Genomic DNA, 15,727 nt, shown 5'->3' with positions numbered 1-15,727 from the left:
GACTTGACGCCGCGTCAGAACGATTCGCGTCGGGCCGGCGGCCGGGTGGGTCGGGGCCGCCGGAGCGCGCCCGGGCCGGCCGGGGCGGGTGGCTCAGGGCACGTAGCGCCAGCCCGGCCCCGAACGGGCCCGGGCCCCGGCCCCGGTGGCGATGGCCGCGCGGTAGGCCTCGGCGGTCAGCTCGGCGGCCCGCTCCCAGGTGAACCGGGCCAGCACCCGCTCGCGGCCGGCGCCCCCGAGCCGCCCGCGCAGCTCCGGGTCGTCCAGCAGCCGTCCGAGCGCCGCCGCCAGCCCGTCCGCCTCGCCCGGCGGCACGGCCAGGCAGGTGCGTCCGTCCGGCCCGGCCACCTCCGGGATCGCGCCGCCGGTGGTGGCCACCAGCGGGGTCCCGGTGGCCATCGCCTCGGCGGCGGGCAGCGAGAAGCCCTCGTACAGCGACGGCACGCAGGCCACCTCGGCCGAGCGGTAGAGGTCCACCAGCTCCCGGTCGGTGAGGCCGCTGCGGAACTCGATGTGCTCGGCCAGTCCGAAGCGGCGCACCGCCTCGGCCACCGGGCCGTCGTCCTTCTGCGGCTTGCCGACCACCACCAGGTGCGCGGGGCGCTCGGTGCGCACCTTGGCGAGCGCCTCGACCAGGAACACCAGCCCCTTCAGCGGGACGTCGGCACTGGAGGTGGTGACGATCCGGCCCGGCACCCGCTCGACGGCGTCCGAGGGCGACCACAGCCGGGTGTCGGCGCCGATCGGCACCACCGAGATCGCACCGGGCGCGACGCCCAGGTGCTCGGCGATCTCGCGCTGCGAGCTGCCGGAGACGGTGATCACGTGGTCCAGGCGGGCGGCGACCCGGCGCTGCATCCGGGTGAAGGCGTACCAGCGGCGCAGCGACAGCCTGCGCAGCCGGGTGTCGGCCGCGTCCAGCTCCAACTGCCGGTCCACGGTGATCGGGTGGTGGATCGTGGTGACCAGCGGGAAGCCGTACCGGGCCAGGCCGAGCAGGCCGTAGCCGAGGGTCTGGTTGTCGTGCACCACGTCGTAGCGGCCCTTGTGCCGGGCCAGGTACTGCCGGGCGCGCAGCGAGAAGGTCAGCGGCTCGGGGAAGCCGCCGGTGCGCATGGTGGCGAACTCCAGGACGTCCACCGGGCCGCGGAACTCCCCGCGGGCCGGCGTGCGGAACGGGTCGTCGGCGCGGTAGAGGTCCAGGCTGGGGAGTTCGACCAGGCGCACCGAACCGGGGCCCTCGACCTCGTCCAGCACCGGGAAGGGCTGGGCCCCGATCACGTCCACGTGGTGGCCGAGCCTGGCCAGCTCGCGCGACAGGTGCCGGACGTACACGCCCTGACCGCCACAGAAGGGGTCCCCGCGGTACGACAGCAGGGCAATCCGCAGCGGCTGCGCGGTCATCCTCGGGCCCTCATCTCTAGCTGCTATCTGTGCTGCTGGTCGCTAAAGTAGATCAGGTTTCAGTGGGTGTGGAACTCGTCATCGACCATGTGAACAATGAGAGACCTCGAAGATACCGGCCCGTAGCTTTCCCTCAGGAGCCAGGGCTGGTGATTCCCGCCACGCCGGACCATGCCGACCTTGTGGAGCACACCGCCACCCACGCGCCCCGGGAGCACTCCTTGCCGCCTCCGACCACCTCCACGAGCCCCGCCGCACCGCCGCCCGCACCGCCCGGTGAGCCGTCGCTGACCGCGCGCCAGGCCGAGCGCCGCCGGCGGATCCTGCGGGCCGCCACCGCCCTGGCCGCCCGGGGCGGGTACGAGGCCGTACAGATGCGGGAGGTCGCGGAGAGCGCCCAGGTCGCCCTCGGCACGCTCTACCGGTACTTCCCGTCCAAGGTCCACCTGCTGGTCGCCGTCATGCTGGAGCAGCTGCAGGGCCTCCAGGAACACATCCGGCGGCACCCGCCGACCGACCTCGAACCGGCCCCCCGGGTCGCCGACACGCTCACCCGGGCCTTCCACGCCCTGCAGCGCGAGCCCCTGCTCGCCGAGGCGATGGTCCGGGCGCTGTCCTTCGCGGACCGCTCCGTCGGGGCCGAGGTGGACCAGGTCAGCTCCGCCACCGGACAGCTCATCCTGGACGCCATCGGCCAGTCCGGGCCACCCAGCGACAGCCAGCGCGCGGCCGTCCGGGTGATCGAGCACACCTGGCACTCGGCCCTGGTCGCCTGGCTCTCCGGCCGCGCCTCGATCGCCGAGGTCCGCGCCGACCTGCAGACCGCGGCCCGGCTGCTCACCCTGCCCTGAACCGGGCCCCGACTGGAACCTGTTCCTCCCCGGGCGGCACCCGGCGGGCTGCCCGGACGGGCCCTGAGCCCGGCGGCGGACCCCAGGGCTTAGAGTCGACGGGCAGCACAACTCCATCCCGCCCCTCCCGCGGGGGAAGCCGGTGCGAATCCGGCGCTGACCCCGCAACCGTGAGTCCGGAGCCGCCGCGGCCCCGGCGAGTCGGACCGCCCGCGGAGGGGCGAGCGGCCAGTCCGGGCCCGCCACCGCGCACCGCCCGGCACCGTCGAGGACTACGGAACGGCCCCCGGGGCCACCACCGCTCACTGAAAGGCACCACTCCACCATGCTCACCGCCGCCCGCCTGGGCGCCGCCGCCCTGTCCGCCGCGCTGCTCACCGGCGCCGCCGCCGCACCGGCCCTCGCCGACAGCCCCGCGCCGACCACCGCGGCCGTCCCCGACGGCCTGTACGGAAAGGGCGACCCGACGTACGACGGCGTGTGGCGGCAGTCGCTCGCGCTCACCGCCCTCGCGGCGGCCAAGGTCACCCCGGCGGCGTCCGCGGTCGGCTGGCTCACCGGGCAGCAGTGCGAGGACGGCGGCTGGCCCTCCTACCGGGCCGCCGGCGCGGCCTGCGACGCCAAGACCGAGGACAGCAACGCCACCGCCGTCGCCGTCCAGGCCCTGGTCGCGCTCGGCGGGCACCAGGACGCCGTCGACAAGGGCGTCCAGTGGCTCAAGGCCAACCAGAACGCGGACGGCAGCTGGGCCTACAACCCGGGCAGCCCCGGCGACGCCAACTCCACCGGCCTCGCCGTCAACGCCCTGTTCGCCGCCAAGGCCGACCCGGCGGCCGTCGCCAAGGCCGGCCGGAACGCCTTCGACGGGCTCGCCCTCTACCAGCTCGGCTGCGCCGCGCCCGCCGACCAGCGCGGCGCCTTCGCCTACCAGCCCGACCCGGCGACCGGCGCCCTCGCGCCCAATGCCCTCGCCAGCGGCCAGGCCTCGCTCGCCGCCGCCGGCGGCCACCTCCCGGTCGCCACCACCGCCCGCGCCGACGCCACGCCCAAGGCCCTCGGCTGCCCCGACGGCGCCCCCGCCGCGCCCGTCGCCCACGCCGACTCGGGCGAGGCCGCCGCCGCGTACCTGAGCGCCCAGCTCACCGCCGGCGGCGACCACCTCTCGCTCACCACCCCCGGTGCCCCGGCCACCCCCGACTACACCGCCACCGCCTGGGCCGCCCTCGGCCTGATCCAGAGCGGCCACCCGCAGCAGGCCACCGGCGCCGTCGACTGGCTCGGCAAGGAGGGCGCCACCTGGACGAAGGGCGGCACCGACGCCGGCGCCACCGCCACGCTCCTGCTGGTCACCCAGGCCGCCCAGCGCGACACCGCCGCGCTGACCGCCCAGCTCACCGCCCTCGGCCCGGCCCCCGCGGCCACCGCGAGCCCGGCGGCCGCCGCCACCCAGCCGGCGAAGAAGAGCGACGGCTTCGGCCAGTACTGGCTGATCGTCGTCGGCCTGCTGATCGGCGTCGGCGGCGGCCTGGTGCTCAGCCTCCAGCGCAAGCGCGGCGCCAGGCCGTGACCCCCCGCACCACCGGCCCCGCCCGGGGCGGCCCGGCGGGCTCCCCCCGGACGGGCCCCGGGGCCCGTCCGGGCCGGCGGCCCCGCACCGCCCTGCCGCTCGCCCCGCTGCTGCTCGCCCCGCTGCTGGGCGCGCTGCTGCTGGTCGCCACCGCCGCGCCCGCCGAGGCCGCCGGGTACCGGTACTGGTCGTTCTGGCGCGCCACCGACACCGGCTGGGCCTACCAGCAGCAGGGGCCGGCGGTGTCGGTCCCCCCGGACGGAGCGGTGGACGGCTGGCGCTTCGCCGTCAGCCCGGACGGCGGCCGCGACGCCGCCCGGCCGCGTGCGGCCACGGGCTTCGCCGCCGTCTGCGCGGACACCCCCGCCCAGGAGGGCCGCAAGCGGGTCGCCGTGGTGCTGGACTTCGGCACCGCCGCCGACGCCGGCTCCACCGAGGCGCCGCCCGAGCAGCGCACGGCGTGTGCCGCCGTCGCCCCGAACGCCACCTCGGCCGAGGTGCTGGCCGCCGTCGCCCCGCCGCTGCGGTACGACACCAACGGCCTGCTCTGCGCCATCGCCGGCTACCCGAGGGCCGGGTGCGGCGAGCAGCTCGGCGGCGCGGCCACGGCGGGCGGCCCCGCCGACGGCGGGGGCCACGGCGGGCCGGACCTCGGCCTGATCGCCGGCGGAGCGCTGGTCGCCGTCCTGGCCGGCGGCGCCGTCTGGCAGACCCGCCGCCGCCACTCCTCCTGATCCCCCGAACCGAACCGCAGCGAACCGAACCCAACCGCAGCGAACCGAACCGGCCCGCCCGCCCCGATCCCGACCTGGACTGATCCGTGCGCCCAGCCCGCAGCACCCGACCCCCCACCGGCCCCCGTCAACTGCACCCGGGGGCCTGGTGGCTGTGGGCGCTCGGGCTGGGCGCCGCGGCGACCCGCACCACCAACCCGGCGATCCTGCTGCTGCTCGCCGCCGTCGCCGGGTACGTGGTGGCGGCCCGGCGCGGCGACGCGCCCTGGTCCCGTTCGTACGGCGCGTTCCTGCGCCTGGGCCTGCTGGTGCTGGGCATCCGGCTGGTGTTCGCGATCCTCCTCGGCTCGCCCGTCCCCGGGACGCACGTCCTGTTCACCCTGCCCGAGGTACCGCTCCCGGCCTGGGCGCAGGGGGTGCGGATCGGCGGCCGGGTGACCGTCGAGGGGCTGCTCGCGGCGCTGTACGACGGCCTGCGGCTGGCCACCCTGCTGGTCTGCGTCGGCGCCGCCAACGCCCTGGCCAGCCCGGCGCGACTGCTGCGCACCCTGCCCGGGGCGCTGTACGAGGCGGGTGTCGCGGTCGTGGTGGCGATGACCTTCGCGCCCAACCTGGTCGCGGACGTGCGCCGGCTGCGCGCCGCCCGCCGGCTGCGCGGCCGCAGTGACAAGGGCATCGCCGCCGTGCTCAGGGTCGGACTGCCCGTCCTGGAGGGCGCGCTGGAGCGCTCGGTGGAGCTGGCCGCCGCGATGGACACCCGCGGCTTCGGCCGCACCGCCGACGTCCCGCGCCGCCTCGCCCGGGTGACGGCCGCACTCACCCTGGCCGGCCTGCTCGGGGTCTGCCTGGCCGCGTACGGGCTGCTCACCGCCGGGGGCGCCGGCTGGGCGCTGCCGGTCCTGCTGCTCGGTCTGGCCGCCGCCTTCACCGGGCTGCTGCTGGGAGGCCGACGGTCCGTCAGGACCCGCTACCGGCCCGACCCCTGGGCGCTGCCCGAGTGGCTGACCGCAGGCTCCGGCGCCGCCGTCGCCGCGCTCACCGTCCACCTCTCCTCCGTCGATCCCGCCGCCTTCGCCCCCACCGTCGTCCCGCCGACCGTCCCCGCGCTGCCGCTGGCCGCCGTCCTGGCCGTACTCCTGGGCCTGGTACCGGCGTTCGCCACCCCGACCCCGCCCCGGAGGGCCTCGTGATCACCTTCGAGCAGGTCTCCGTCCAGTACGCGGACGCCGCCGAGCCGGCCCTGAGCGGCGTCGACCTGAGCGTGCCCGAGGGCGAACTGTGCCTGCTGGTCGGCCCGTCGGGCTCCGGCAAGTCCACCCTGCTGGGGGCGGTCAGCGGCCTCGTCCCGCACTTCACCGGCGGCGTCCTGCACGGCCGGGTCACCGTCGGCGGCCGGGACACCCGCGAACACCGGCCGCGCGACCTCGCCGACCTGGTCGGCACCGTCGGGCAGGACCCGCTGGCGCACTTCGTCACCGACACCGTCGAGGACGAACTCGCCTACGGCATGGAGTCGCTGGGCCTGCCCGCCGACGTGATGCGGCGCCGGGTCGAGGAGACCCTCGACCTGCTCGGCCTCGCCGACCTGCGCGACCGCGCCCTCGCCTCGCTCTCCGGCGGCCAGCAGCAGCGCGTCGCGATCGGCTCGGTGCTCACCGTGCACCCCCGCGTCCTGGTCCTCGACGAACCCACCTCGGCGCTCGACCCGGGTGCGGCCGAGGAGGTGCTCGCCGTCCTGCAACGGCTGGTGCACGACCTGGGCACCACCGTGCTGATGGCCGAACACCGGCTGGAACGGGTCGCCCAGTACGCCGACCAGGTGCTGCTGCTGACCCCGGGCTCCCCGCCCGTCCTCGGCGGACCGGCGGAGGTGATGGCGCACTCGCCGGTGCACCCGCCGGTGGTCGGCCTCGGCCGGCTCGCGGGCTGGCGGCCGCTGCCGCTGTCCGTCCGCGACGCCCGCCGCAAGGCCGGCCCGCTGCGCGAACGCCTCGACGGCCGCCACCCGGCCACCGCCGGAACCCCGACCGGCACCCCGGTCGCCACCGTCGAGCGCCTCGCCGTGCGACGCGGCCCCGTCCAGGCCCTGCGCGGGGTCGACCTCACGCTGCGCCCCGCCGAGATCACCGCCCTGATGGGCCGCAACGGCGCCGGCAAGTCCACCCTGCTGGGCGGCCTGGTCGGCCTGCACGCGCCCGCCTCCGGCAGCGTCCGGGTCGGCGGCCGCACCCCGCACCGCACCCGGCCCGCCGAGCTGGTCCGCGAGGTCGGCCTCGTCCCCCAGGACCCTCGCGACCTGCTGTACGGCGAGAGCGTCGCCGCCGAGTGCGCCGCGGCCGACGGCGACGCGGGTGCCGACCCCGGCACCTGCCGCGCCCTGGTCGAGCGCCTGCTCCCGGGGATCCCCGACACCGCCCACCCGCGCGACCTCTCCGAGGGCCAGCGACTCACCCTGGCCCTGGCCGTGGTGCTCACCGCCCGGCCCCCGCTGCTGCTCCTCGACGAGCCGACCCGCGGCCTCGACTACGCCGCCAAGGCCCGGCTGGTGGAGATCCTGCGCGACCTCGCCGCTGACGGCCACGCCGTCCTGCTGGCCACCCACGACGTCGAGCTCGCCGCCGAACTCGCCCACCGCACGGTGATCCTGGCCGAGGGCGAGGTCGTCGCGGACGGGCCGACCGCGGAGGTCGTGGTCTCCTCCCCCGCCTTCGCCCCGCAGGTCGCCAAGGTGCTGGCGCCCGGCCCGTGGCTCACCGTGCGGCAGGTCGCGGAGGCGCTGAGCTCATGAGCCGCCCCGAACCGGGCCCGCCCCGCCCGAACCGCCCGGAAGCCCACCGCCCGGAGCCCCGACCCCCGGCACCCGTGCGCCCGGAGCCGGGGCAGCCCGCGGCGGCCCGCCCCCGCTCGCTCGCCCGGCCCGTCCCGCTCGGCCGCCGCTCCGTCACGACCCTGCTGCTGGTCTCCGCGGTCGGCGTCGCCGGCTTCGGCTGGCCGCTGCTCGCCGCCACCGACTCCGCCCTGGTCGGGCACTCCGCCGACGCCCCCTGGCTGTTCGCACTGCTGCTGCCGCTGCTGCTCGCCGTCGTCGTCGCCCAGATCTCCGAGGGCCGCACGGCCGGCGGCGGGGCCCCCGGACTGGACGCCAAGTCCGTGGCGCTGCTGGGCGTCCTGGCCGCGACCGGCGCGGCCCTGCGCCCGCTCGGCGCGGGCACGGCGGGCCTGGAGCCGATGTTCTTCCTGATGGTGCTCTCCGGCCGGGTGCTCGGGCCGGGCTTCGGCTTCGTCCTCGGCGCGCTGTCGATGTTCGCGTCCGCGCTGCTGACCGGCGGCGTCGGGCCGTGGCTGCCGTTCCAGATGCTCGCCATGGGCTGGGTCTGTCTCGGTGCGGGCCTGCTGCCCGGCCCGGCCACCCTGCGCGGCCGGCGCGAACTCTGGCTGCTCGCGGTCTACGGCGCCCTCGCCGCCGTCCTGTACGGCACCGTCATGAACCTCCAGGGCTGGCCCTACATCGCGGGGCTGTCCGGCTCCATCTCGTTCGTCCCCGGCGACCCGGTCTCCGCCAACCTGGTCCGCTTCGCGGCCTACTGCCTCACCACCTCCCTCGGGTGGGACCTCCCCAGGGCGGCCCTCACCGTCGTGCTGTGCCTCACCCTCGGCACACCCGTGCTGCGCGCCCTGCGCCGCGCCACCCGCCGCGCCGCCTTCGACGCCCCGGTGTCCTTCCGCCCGCCGGGCGGGTGAGGCCGCACCCGGGGCGGGCCCGCCGGCCACCAGCCCGTACGCACGCCGCCGGCGCCGTCAGGTGTCGCGCAGCAGCCGGTACGCCGTCGGGGGGTGCAGCCGGAGCAAGGCCAGCAGCGTGCGGGCGGCACCGATCGGGATGGTCGGGCGGCCGCGGCGGATGCCCTCCAGCAGGGCGGCGGCCGCCGTTGCGGCCGGGATCTTGCGGACGGCGCCGTCCCGGCCGGCCGTCATGGGCGTGTCGACCAGCGGCAGGACCGCCTCCTGGACCCGGATCCACGGGGTGGACTCCTCGGCCTGATAGCGCAGCGACCGCAGCAGGGTGTGCACGGCGGCCTTGGTGGCGCAGTAGACGGGGGCGGAGCGCTTGGGGGCGTAGGCCAGTCCGGAGGTGACGGCGACGAAGGCCGCGGGCTCGGCGCCACCGCCGGCGGCCAGGTGGGGCCAGGCCGCGGCGGCCAGTTCCACCACCGAGCGGAGGTTGACCTCGATCTCCTCGGCGGTCCGGTCGAGGACGGCGGCGCTCGGGCCGCCGGTGAGGTCGACGAGGTGCTGCACGCCCGCGTTGGCGACGACCACGTCGAGCCCGCCGAGCGCGGCCGCCGCCCGGTCCACCACCCGGGCGGCCTCGCCGCGGCGCCCGAGGTCGGCGGCGAGGGCCGTCACCCCCTCCGCCGGCGGCGCGCCGCCCTCGACGACCCGGCGGCCGCAGACCGCCACCCGTGCACCCGCCGCCGTCAGTTCCGCCGCCAGGGCCAGTCCGACCCCGCTGGTGCCGCCGGTGACCAGGACGCGTCTTCCGTTCACGTTCATGCCCCCACGATGGCCTCCCCGGCCGGTCCGCACTTGTACCATCGCGCCATGCCGCACGCCTGGCCGCTCCGCCCGGCGGGGCCCGACCGGTGACCCGCACCGTCAGCCCCGAGCTGGCCGCCGCCGCCCTGCACGGGGTGCTCCGGCACGGCCGGGGCCCGCTCGCGCCCTCCGCCGGCACCGTCCGGGCGCTGCTCGCCGAGGGCGCACCGGTGCCCGAGGGCCTGCACCGCGAGCTGCTCGGCGCCCTGTACTCCTGCGGGCCGGCCGCCGTGCTCGACGCCGCGCGCCGGCTGTTCGAGCGCCCCCGGGACGCCCGGCTGCGGACGCTGCTCTGCGCCGCCGACGTCGCCGACCTGCTCGCCCGGGCGAGCCTGGCCGAACCGTGGCTGCACGCCGGCCACCGGACGAGCACCCTGCTGCGACCCGGCCGCCTGACCGTCGAGCACCTGCCCTACCTCGGGCGTCGCCCGGCCGTGGCCGAGACGGTCTTCGTCTGCGCCCTGCACGCCGCCGGGGTGGGGGCGGTGGTCGACGGCCCGGTGCGCGTCACCCTGCTCGGGGCGGCCTCGACGGCCCTTCCGGCGGACGCCCCCTGGCGGCCCGGCGGGGCCCCGGAGATCCACGGGTGGCGACTGGAGTGGTCGGACCGGCCCGCCCCCACCGCCGCGCCCACCCCCGGGCCACGGGCCGGACGGGCCCTGGTGGACGCGGCCCGCGCCCGGTTCGCCCGGAAGCCGGCCGCGGCCTGGCGCGTCGCCGCGCTGGCCGGCGAGCTCGCGGTGGCGCCGCGCTCGCTGCAACGGGCCTTCGCCCGGGCGGGCACCAGCTTCCAGGCGGAGCTCGCGGCCGTGCGCCTGGACGTGGCGGGCCATCTGATCCGCCGCACCCGGCTCCCGCTGGCCGAGATCGCGGCCGCCGCCGGGTTCACCGACCACCCGCACCTGACCCGCCGGTTCCGCGCGCACCACGGATGCACCCCGACGGAGTTCCGCCACCGCGGTCCCGCCGCCGAACGTCGCGCGCCGCAGTCGGGTTGACGCCCCGCCGGGCGTCCCGAAACCCGATCGCCCCCGCCCTCGGCGGACGGGGGGCACACGAAGGGCGCCCGCCGCGGCAGCCCTCCGCTCCCGCCGACCTGCACGACACGCCCCCGCACGACGTGTAACCAGGTGTTCACTATGGGTAAGTTTGACAGACAGTCACACTTTCTCGGCCGCCCCACACGGCCGCAGTTCATCGATCGGTGTCGCCATGCGTCGAACCTCCTCCTGGACGCGAACCCTCCGCCTCGGCCTCGGTGGCTGTCTCCTCACGGTGACCACCGCCTCCGGAACCACCACCGCGGTCGCCGCCCCCGCCCCCACCACACCCCCCACCACCCCCAGGACCGCCACCGCGGCCTCCCCGGAACAACGGGTCGAGGCCCTGCTCGCCCAACTGACCACCGACGAGAAGGCCCGGCTGCTGCTGGGCGTCACCGCGCCGGACGACGCCCACTCGGTGGGCTACGTCGAGGGCGTGCCCCGGCTCGGGATCCCCCCGCTGCTGCTCTCCGACGGCCCAGCCGGCGTCCGGGACGGCCTGCCGGCGACCGCGCTGCCCGCGCCGGTCGCCCTGGCCGCCGCCTTCGACCCCGCCCTGGCCACCACCTACGGCACCGTCCTGGGCCGCGAGGCACGAGCCCGCGGCTACCAGGTGCTCTACGCCCCGATGGTGAACATCGTGCGCGTCCCGCAGGGCGGCCGGAACTTCGAGACGCTCGGCGAGGACCCGTTCCTGGCCTCCCGGGTCGCGGCCGCCGAGGTGCGCGGCATCCAGTCCCAGGGCGTCGCGGCGCAGGTCAAGCACTACGCGGCGAACAACCAGGAGGACAACCGGCAGTCGTACAGCTCCGAGGTCGACGAGCGGACGCTGACCGAGATCGAGCTGCCGGCCTTCCGGGCGGCCGTCCGCGACGGCCGCGCCTGGTCGGCGATGTGCGGCTACAACCCGGTCGAGGGCGTCTGGGCCTGCGAGAACTTCCCGCTGCTGCGGGACGTGCTGAAGGGCCGCTGGGGCTTCGACGGGGTCGTCGGCTCCGACTACCCCGCCACCCACTCCTCGGTGAACGCCGCTGCGGCCGGACTGGACCAGGAGTTCGGCGGCTCCACCTGGTTCACCGACCTGCCCGCCGCCGTGGCCGACGGCCGGCTCGCCCCGGCCGTCCTGGACGACCAGGTGCGCCGGGTGCTGCGGCTGATGGTCCGCACCGGGGCCCTGGACGGCGGCCAGGCACCCGCCGCCGATCCGGCCGCCGGGGCCCGCGACGCCCGGACGGCCGCCGCCGCCGGCACGGTCCTGCTGCGCAACCAGGGCGCGGCACTGCCCCTGGACGCCTCCCGGCTGCACTCGATCGCGGTCATCGGGCCGTGGGCCGACCGCAGCTACACCGGCGGCTACGGCTCCTCGCACGTCACCCCCTACGACGGCTACACGGTGACGCCCCGCCAGGGGATCGCCGCCAGGGCCGGCGCCGGGGTCCAGGTGCGCTACCACAAGGGTGACGACGCCGGCGCCGCCGCCTCGGTGGCCGCCGGGGCGGACGTCGCGGTGGTCGTGGTCGGGGACGAGGAGACCGAGGGCGCCGACCGCGGTTCGCTGGACCTCGCGCCGGCGGACGACGCCCTGATCCGGGCCGTCGCCAAGGCCAACCCCCGGACGGTGGTGGTGCTCGACACCGGCGGCCCCGTCACCATGCCCTGGCTGGACTCCGTCGCCGCGGTCGTCGAGGCCTGGTACCCGGGCGAACAGAGCGGCACCGCGCTCGCCGACGTGCTGTTCGGCGACGTCGACCCCGGCGGCCGGCTGCCCGTCACCTTCCCCACCTCGGCCGCGGCCACGCCGATCCGCGACGCGTCGCAGTACCCCGGCACCGACGGCGCCTACCACTACACCGAGGGGCTCGACGTCGGCTACCGCTGGTACGACGCCTCCGGCACCCCGCCGCTGTTCCCCTTCGGGTACGGCCTGTCCTACACCTCCTTCGGCTACTCCGGGCTCACCGTGACGGGCCCGGACTCCGCCGGCCGGGTCCGGGTCGGCTTCGACGTCACCAACCGGGGCACCCGGACCGGCACCGAGGTCCCGCAGCTGTACGTCGCCTTCCCGTCCGCCGCCGGGGAGCCGCCGCAGCAGCTCAAGGGCTTCGACAAGGTCACCCTGGCGCCCGGCCGTTCGACCCACGTGGAGCTGCGGCTGGAGCGCCCGGACTTCTCGGTCTGGGACTCCGGGGTGCACGGCTGGCAGGTGCCCGGCGGCCGGTACGGCCTCACCGTCGGGTCCTCCTCCCGGGCCCCGCGGCTGCAGGGCGCGGTCGAGGTGCCGGGCTCCCCGGCCGTCTCCACCTGGTCCGGCCGGATCACCGGCGCCGACGGGTCCTGCCTGGACGCCGAGGTCGCCGCGGCGGACCCGGACGAGGCGGTGCGGTCGGTCGGTTGCGCGGGCACCGCGGCCCAGGACGCCACCGTCGGCTCCGACGGCGGCATCGCGTTCCCGGGCGGCTGCCTCGCCCCGGCCGGCACCGCCGACGGCTCCGCGGTGCGCCTGCGGGACTGCACCGGCGGTGCCGGCCAGGAGTGGCGGCTCCGCCCGGACGCCTCGCTGTTCCAGCCCGCCTCCGGCCGCTGCCTGGCCGCCGCCGACGGCCGGCTGCTCCTGCGGGACTGCTCGGGAGCCGCCGACCAGCGCTGGAACACCCCCCGGCCGAGCGGCCCGGTGACCGGCATCGCCGGCCAGTGCATGGACGTCATCCGCGCCGCGACCGTCAACGGCACCACCGTCCAGCTCTACCACTGCAACTCCACCGGCGCCCAGGACTGGACCGTCCAGCAGGACGGCTCGCTGCACGCCTTCGGCAAGTGCCTGGACGTCACCAACGGCTGGACCGCGGCCGGGACACCAGTCCAGCTGTACGAGTGCAACGGCACCGGAGCCCAGCACTGGCAGCCGCGCCCGGACGGCACCCTCGTCAACCCGCTCTCCGGCCGCTGTCTGGACGCCCGCGACGGCAGCAGCGCCGACTGGACCCGGCTGCAGATCTGGGACTGCCACGGCGGGGCCAACCAGCGCTGGATCCTGCCCTCCTGAGCCGCCCCGCACCGCCCCGGACCCGGCCCCCGCGCCGGGCCCGGGGCGGTGCGGTGGTGACGATCCGTCGTACCCGTACGCAACCGCGCGTCCCACCCGTACGCTGTCCCGCGGAACGAGCAGCAAGGACGTTCGAGGGGTGCCGGGTGGAATTCCGTCACTTGCGCGTCTTCGAGGCCGTCGTGGCCCACCGGACCGTCACCGGCGCGGCCGTGGCGCTCGGCCTCGCGCCCTCCTCGGTGTCCGAGCAGATCCGGACGCTGGAACGGAGCCTGGGCACCGAGCTGTTCGACCGGGCCCCGCACGGAATGGCCCTCACCGCCGCCGGCGAACGGCTGCTGCCCTGGTCCCGCCGCCTGCTCGACCAGGCCGACCGGGCGCGCCGGGAGGTGGCCACCGCCCGCCCCCGGCTGCGGCTCGGCGCCCTGGAGACCGTCGCGGCGACCCACGTGCCCGCCGTGCTGGCCCGCCTCGCCGAGCGCCGGCCCGACCTGGCGGTCTCACTGCACACCGGCACCGCCCGGGACGGCCTGCTGGGCGGCGTCGCCGCCGGGGCCCTGGAGGCGGCGCTCGTCCTGGACACCGCGGGCCCGCTCGGCGAACTCGGCTTCTACCTGCCGCCCGCCCCGCTCGACCACCTGGACCTGTGCGACGTCCCGCTCTCGCTGGTCGCCGCGCCGGCCCACCCCCTCGGCCGCGCCGGCGGCCTCCACCGCGAGGACCTGCGCGGCCGGCACCTGCTGGTGGACTCCCCCGCCTGCTCCTTCCGGCTCGCCGGGGAGCGCCTGCTCGGCAACGACGTCGAGCGCGTCCGCACCGGCGGTGTCGCCGTCACCCGCGCCTGCGCGGAACAGGGCCTCGGGATCGCCCTGCTCCCCGACTTCGCGGTCCGGGAGCAGCTCGCCTCGGGCACCCTGGTCCGGCTCCCCCTGGAGGTGCCGGGGCTCCGGCTGCGGCTGGTCTGGCGCGCCGACCGCGAGCCCGTCCCCGGCCTGCGCGAGGCCCTCCGCCCCGCCGCCGCGTGACGGCGCCCGACGGGGCGTCCCGCCGCACACGACGGCGCGCCCCGGAACCCCGGGACGCGCCGCCACCGCCGTCGGATCAGCCCTTCGGGCCCGCCGACTGGACGACGTCGAAGGACCAGAGGGTGGAGCCGGAGGCCGCGGGGCGCTTGGGCGCCTCGCCCTCGCCGCCGTTCTGGTGGGCCGACTTCATCGGGCCCTCCATCCAGGCCTGGAAGGACTCCTCGTCACGCCAGCGGGTGTAGACGAGGTAGCTGTCGGTGCCCTCGACCGGGCGGAGCAGCTCGAACCACTCGAAGCCGTCGGAGCCCTCGACCGAACCGGCGCGGGAGGCGAAGCGCTTCTCCAGCACCTCGCGCTGCTCGGCGGGAACGGTCAGTACGTTGATCTTGACTACGCTCATGGCTCCATCCTGCCCCACCGAACAGCGCACGGAACGGAGCGGTGCCCCGAAGCGGTCGGCGGCCCGGAGGCGCACCGCCCGGGCGGAGACTCAGGCGATCCAGGCCGGGAGGACCCGCTCGGCGTCGCGCGGGGCCATCGCGCAGGCGCCCTCGGGGGTGACGGCGTCGGGGTTGTAGGCATGGGCCGGGGAGGGGCCGGCGACGACGGCGGCGAAGCCGTCGGCGGTGGTGAACTGCCGTGCGGTGTCGGCCGGGAGGACCAGGGTGTCGCCGGCCGCGACGGTGACCGGGCCCTCGGCGAGGTCGACGGTGGCGGAGCCGGTGAGGAGGGTCCAGACCTGCTCGACGTCCATGGCGTGCAGCGGGCCGGTGCCGCCGGCGCGCATGTCGACGCGCCACAGGGCGAGGCCGGTCGAGCCCTGGGTGGGCGAGGCGTAGGTGGTCATGACGGCGTTGGGGGTCTCGGTGCGGCGGGCTTCGGCGTGACGGATGACGGGCATGGCTGAGGAATCCCCCTAAGATGGTCAATGGCGTTGTCTATATGGTCAATGAGGTTGTCTATCGTGTCAAGTGAACCCGTCCCGCCCGGCTTCGAGCTGCCGCTGCGCCTGCTGTCCGCGTTCCGCACGATCATCGACGAGCTGCACGAACGCATCGCCCGCGAGGGCCACCCCGCCCTGCGCCCGACGCACGGCTTCGTCTTCCAGGCGATCGGCCCGGACGGCACCACCGCCGTCGAGCTCGGCCGCCGCCTCGGCGTCTCCAAGCAGGCCGCCGGCAAGACCGTCGAGCACCTGGAGCAGCTCGGCTACGTCGAACGCGCCGCGGACCCGGCCGACGCCCGCCGCAAGGTGGTCCGCCTCACCGCCCGGGGCGTCGACTGCCTGGTCCGCTCGGCCCGGATCTTCGACGAGCTGCGCGCCGAGTGGTCCGCCGCCCTCGGCGAGGAGCGGCTGCGCGAGCTGGAGGCCGGCCTGCGGCTGCTCGCCCCCGGCGACCCGTTCCGCCTCGACACCGCCCGGTGGTTCGGGGGCCCCTGACGGACGCCCACCGGCCCGGGCCC

General features: G+C 77.0%; 14 protein-coding genes and 1 riboswitch. Of the genes, 10 read left to right on the top strand and 4 right to left on the bottom strand.

Translation table 11 applies throughout. From position 1 onward, the window contains the following. Positions 1 to 93: 93 nt before the first annotated feature. Entirely contained in the window at positions 94 to 1,404 is a 1,311-nt protein-coding gene (locus tag ACIRS1_RS04100) for a glycosyltransferase family 4 protein (protein WP_402836636.1), read from the bottom strand. Positions 1,405 to 1,625: 221 nt separating this feature from the next. On the opposite strand from ACIRS1_RS04100, the gene ACIRS1_RS04095 reads away from it, so the two are divergent. The 6 genes from ACIRS1_RS04095 to ACIRS1_RS04070 all read left to right on the top strand — a co-directional run bounded on the left by ACIRS1_RS04095 (position 1,626) and on the right by ACIRS1_RS04070 (position 8,297). Beyond that, the gene (locus ACIRS1_RS04095; RefSeq protein WP_360214528.1) at positions 1,626 to 2,255 is read left to right on the top strand and encodes a TetR family transcriptional regulator; all 630 of its coding nucleotides are present in this window, start codon (positions 1,626 to 1,628) and stop codon (positions 2,253 to 2,255) included. A gap of 133 nt (positions 2,256 to 2,388) precedes the next feature. Continuing rightward, positions 2,389 to 2,463: riboswitch (cobalamin riboswitch) on the top strand. Between the two features lie 117 nt (positions 2,464 to 2,580). Further along, positions 2,581 to 3,822, top strand: coding sequence for a prenyltransferase/squalene oxidase repeat-containing protein (locus ACIRS1_RS04090; RefSeq protein WP_402836634.1), 1,242 nt, complete (start codon positions 2,581 to 2,583; stop codon positions 3,820 to 3,822). Between the two features lie 92 nt (positions 3,823 to 3,914). Beyond that, positions 3,915 to 4,556: an SCO2322 family protein gene (locus ACIRS1_RS04085; protein ID WP_402836879.1), complete on the top strand. Its 642-nt coding sequence runs from the start codon at positions 3,915 to 3,917 to the stop codon at positions 4,554 to 4,556. 86 nt (positions 4,557 to 4,642) lie between these two features. Beyond that, the gene (locus tag ACIRS1_RS04080; protein ID WP_402836632.1) at positions 4,643 to 5,746 is read left to right on the top strand and encodes a CbiQ family ECF transporter T component; all 1,104 of its coding nucleotides are present in this window, start codon (positions 4,643 to 4,645) and stop codon (positions 5,744 to 5,746) included. Further along, on the top strand, positions 5,743 to 7,344 hold the full coding sequence (locus tag ACIRS1_RS04075; RefSeq protein ID WP_402836630.1) for an ABC transporter ATP-binding protein: 1,602 nt from the start codon (positions 5,743 to 5,745) through the stop codon (positions 7,342 to 7,344). The genes ACIRS1_RS04080 and ACIRS1_RS04075 overlap by 4 nt, the downstream gene beginning before the upstream one ends. Before the next feature lie 74 nt (positions 7,345 to 7,418). Then, the gene (locus tag ACIRS1_RS04070) at positions 7,419 to 8,297 is read left to right on the top strand and encodes an ECF transporter S component (protein ID WP_402836628.1); all 879 of its coding nucleotides are present in this window, start codon (positions 7,419 to 7,421) and stop codon (positions 8,295 to 8,297) included. 57 nt (positions 8,298 to 8,354) lie between these two features. On the opposite strand, the gene ACIRS1_RS04065 is transcribed toward ACIRS1_RS04070, so the two are convergent. Further along, positions 8,355 to 9,110 (bottom strand): SDR family NAD(P)-dependent oxidoreductase, encoded by a 756-nt coding sequence (locus ACIRS1_RS04065; RefSeq protein ID WP_360214517.1) that lies wholly within the window; start codon positions 9,108 to 9,110, stop codon positions 8,355 to 8,357. 89 nt (positions 9,111 to 9,199) lie between these two features. Between ACIRS1_RS04065 and ACIRS1_RS04060 the strand changes: the two genes are divergently transcribed. The 3 genes from ACIRS1_RS04060 (at position 9,200) to ACIRS1_RS04050 (ending at position 14,263) form a co-directional block, all read left to right on the top strand. Next, entirely contained in the window at positions 9,200 to 10,150 is a 951-nt protein-coding gene (locus ACIRS1_RS04060; protein WP_402836626.1) for a helix-turn-helix transcriptional regulator, read from the top strand. Positions 10,151 to 10,427: 277 nt separating this feature from the next. Then, positions 10,428 to 13,238, top strand: a complete 2,811-nt coding sequence (locus ACIRS1_RS04055; protein WP_402836624.1) for a glycoside hydrolase family 3 C-terminal domain-containing protein — start codon at positions 10,428 to 10,430, stop codon at positions 13,236 to 13,238. A gap of 146 nt (positions 13,239 to 13,384) precedes the next feature. Next, positions 13,385 to 14,263, top strand: coding sequence for a LysR family transcriptional regulator (locus ACIRS1_RS04050; protein WP_402836622.1), 879 nt, complete (start codon positions 13,385 to 13,387; stop codon positions 14,261 to 14,263). A 76-nt stretch (positions 14,264 to 14,339) separates the two neighbouring features. Here ACIRS1_RS04050 and ACIRS1_RS04045 read toward each other — a convergent pair whose 3' ends face one another. Next, entirely contained in the window at positions 14,340 to 14,663 is a 324-nt protein-coding gene (locus tag ACIRS1_RS04045; protein ID WP_360214510.1) for an antibiotic biosynthesis monooxygenase, read from the bottom strand. Between the two features lie 90 nt (positions 14,664 to 14,753). Further along, entirely contained in the window at positions 14,754 to 15,164 is a 411-nt protein-coding gene (locus ACIRS1_RS04040) for a cupin domain-containing protein (protein WP_402836620.1), read from the bottom strand. 63 nt (positions 15,165 to 15,227) lie between these two features. Here ACIRS1_RS04040 and ACIRS1_RS04035 point away from each other — a divergent pair, with 63 nt between their 5' ends. Beyond that, positions 15,228 to 15,704, top strand: coding sequence for a MarR family winged helix-turn-helix transcriptional regulator (locus ACIRS1_RS04035; protein WP_402836619.1), 477 nt, complete (start codon positions 15,228 to 15,230; stop codon positions 15,702 to 15,704). Positions 15,705 to 15,727: the final 23 nt, after the last annotated feature.

The organism is Kitasatospora sp. NPDC101176 (assembly GCF_044768035.1).
In the GTDB taxonomy this organism is placed as follows: Bacteria; Actinomycetota; Actinomycetes; order Streptomycetales; family Streptomycetaceae; genus Kitasatospora.
This window is presented reverse-complemented; position numbering and strand designations above follow the sequence as displayed.

Bases quoted from the DNA above. Each gene is read 5' to 3' on its own strand.
- ACIRS1_RS04090 (WP_402836634.1), top strand. From the start codon at position 2,581: ATGCTCACCGCCGCCCGCCTGGGCGCCGCCGCCCTGTCCGCCGCGCTG.
- ACIRS1_RS04065 (WP_360214517.1), bottom strand. From the start codon at position 9,110: ATGAACGTGAACGGAAGACGCGTCCTGGTCACCGGCGGCACCAGCGGG.
- ACIRS1_RS04100 (WP_402836636.1), bottom strand. From the start codon at position 1,404: ATGACCGCGCAGCCGCTGCGGATTGCCCTGCTGTCGTACCGCGGGGAC.
- ACIRS1_RS04045 (WP_360214510.1), bottom strand. From the start codon at position 14,663: ATGAGCGTAGTCAAGATCAACGTACTGACCGTTCCCGCCGAGCAGCGC.
- ACIRS1_RS04040 (WP_402836620.1), bottom strand. From the start codon at position 15,164: ATGCCCGTCATCCGTCACGCCGAAGCCCGCCGCACCGAGACCCCCAAC.